At 69.0% G+C, this 2,211-nt stretch carries 3 protein-coding genes and 1 pseudogene; all 4 read left to right on the top strand.

Going from position 1 to position 2,211, the window contains the following annotated elements:
• The coding region (locus LOY02_RS09830) for a branched-chain amino acid ABC transporter permease (protein WP_317182173.1) at positions 1-428 on the top strand (428 nt) is incomplete at its 5' end.
• Positions 425-1,330, top strand: coding sequence for an ABC transporter ATP-binding protein (locus LOY02_RS09825; protein WP_317182172.1), 906 nt, complete (start codon positions 425-427; stop codon positions 1,328-1,330). The genes LOY02_RS09830 and LOY02_RS09825, both read left to right, overlap by 4 nt.
• Entirely contained in the window at positions 1,327-2,040 is a 714-nt protein-coding gene (locus tag LOY02_RS09820) for an ABC transporter ATP-binding protein (RefSeq protein WP_317182175.1), read from the top strand. Before LOY02_RS09825 ends, LOY02_RS09820 begins: the two co-directional genes overlap by 4 nt.
• Positions 2,030-2,211, top strand: a pseudogene (locus LOY02_RS09815) (proline racemase); the annotation flags it as partial. The gene LOY02_RS09820 and the pseudogene LOY02_RS09815, both read left to right, overlap by 11 nt.

Below are 2,211 nucleotides of genomic sequence, written 5' to 3'. Positions count from 1 at the left end.
CCTGGCGGTTCGTCCGCGAGGACGAGGACGCCGCCGAGGCGATGGGCATCCACACCTACAGGATCAAGTTCGCGGCCTACATCACCGGCGCGATCTTCGGCGGACTCGCCGGGGTGCTCTTCGCCGTCCACCAGACCGCGATCTCGCCGATGAGCTTCAACTTCCTCTGGTCGGCGCTCATCCTCATGGCCGTCGTCCTCGGCGGGATGGGCTCCACCCCCGGGGTCGTCATCGGCGCGCTCGTCATCTCCCTGCTCCCAGAGTTCCTCCGGGGCGCGGAGAACTGGCGCTATCTCATCTTCGGTGTCCTGCTCATCGTCGTCATGATCTTCCGTCCCCAAGGCATCTGGCCGCACCGAGTGTCGGAGAAGCCGTCGAAGATCGAGAAGCGACGGGCCCGCGAGCAGGCGAAGGGGGCGTCGGCATGAGCGCGCAGACCGCGCCGGGCGCCGTCTCGGCCACGGCCCCCCGCACCGGTCCCGGCAGCCCGGCCCTGCTCGAGGTTCGGGACATGACCGTGGCCTTCGGGGGCGTCACCGCCGTCAACGGGCTCAGCTTCGACGCCCACCAGGGCGAGGTCCTCTCGGTCATCGGCCCCAACGGCGCCGGCAAGACGAGTGCCTTCAACTGCATCACCGGCTTCTACAAGCCGTCGGCCGGCCGGGTCCTCTTCGACGGACGGGACATCACGGGCAAGCGCCCAGCCATCATCGCGGGGCGGGGCATCGCGCGGACCTTCCAGAACCTCCGACTTTTCGGCGAGCTCACGGTGCTCGACAACGTCAGGGCGGGGATGCATGTCCGGCTGCGGCAGAACGCCCTCGACGCGGTCCTGCACACGCCGCGGTACCACCGCAGTGAGCAGCACGCGACGGACGAGGCGCATCGCTGGCTCGACTTCGTCCGGTCCACCGGCGACCGAGCCGCAGCCGTGCGCAACCTGCCCTACGGAGAGCAGCGCCGCGTCGAGATCGCCCGGGCGCTCGCCCGGGAGCCGAAGATGCTGCTGCTCGACGAGCCGGCGGCAGGGCTCAACCACGGCGAGAAGGACCAGCTACTTGCTCTTCTGCGCCGGATCAGCGACCTCGGCACGACGGTCGTCCTCATCGAGCACGACATGGGCCTCGTCATGGACGTGTCCGAGCGGATCGTCGTGCTCAACTACGGCAAGGAGATCGCGGACGGGACACCCCGCGAGATCCGCACGAACCCGGAGGTCATCGAGGCGTATCTCGGCTCCGACGACGCCGAGGCCCACGCGGAGGCGGAGCATGTCGCCCACCTGAGCGACGACGAGATCTTCGGCGAGCGGGAGGAGGGCCGGTCGTGACCAACGTGCTCGAGGTCGAGGACCTCTACGTCAACTACGGCAAGGTCGAGGCACTCAAGGGCCTGAGCCTCACTGTGGGTGAGGGGGAGACGGTCTCCCTGCTCGGCAACAACGGGGCGGGCAAGTCGACCACCGTCGCCACGATCAGCGGCGTCGTCCGGGCCGCCTCCGGACGGATCTCGGCCTTCGGCGAGGACATCACCCACGCCAAGCCGTGGGACCTCGTGGAGCGTGGGATCGTCCAGGTCCCCGAGGGCCGACGGATCTTCTCGAGACTCACCGTTCACGAGAACCTCCAGATCGGCGGCTACACCGTCCGGGAGACCAAGGAGATCGACGCGCGCATCAGCGAGGTCTACGAGCTGCTGCCCCGCCTCGCCGAGCGTCGCAGCCAGCACGGGGGAACCCTCTCGGGTGGCGAGCAGCAGATGCTCGCCATCGGTCGGGCGATGATCGGCGGTCCCCAGCTGCTCATGCTCGACGAGCCGTCGATGGGCCTGGCCCCGCTCATGGTCGCTCAGGTCATGGACGTCGTGCGTTCGATCAACGAGCGCGGCACCGCGGTGCTGCTCATCGAGCAGAACGCCCGGTCGGCCCTCAAGGTGGCCCGGCGAGGCTACGTCCTCGACTCGGGCGCCGTGTCGATCGAGGGAAGTGCCGAACAGCTGAGCCGGGACCCGCGAGTCGTGGAGGCCTACCTTGGCAAGTGAGCTCGGCGCGCGGGAGTTCGTCACCGTGGACTACCACACCGGCGGCGAGCCGTTCCGCATCGTCAGCCCCGGCGTCGTGCCGCTCGTGGGTGACACGGTTGCGGAACGCCGGGTGCAGGCGATGTCCGATCCGGAGGTGCAGTTCGTCCGCTCGCTGCTGTGCTCGGAGCC

Source organism: Intrasporangium sp. (assembly GCF_032907665.1).
Taxonomy (GTDB): Bacteria; Actinomycetota; Actinomycetes; order Actinomycetales; family Dermatophilaceae; genus Intrasporangium.
This window is presented reverse-complemented; position numbering and strand designations above follow the sequence as displayed.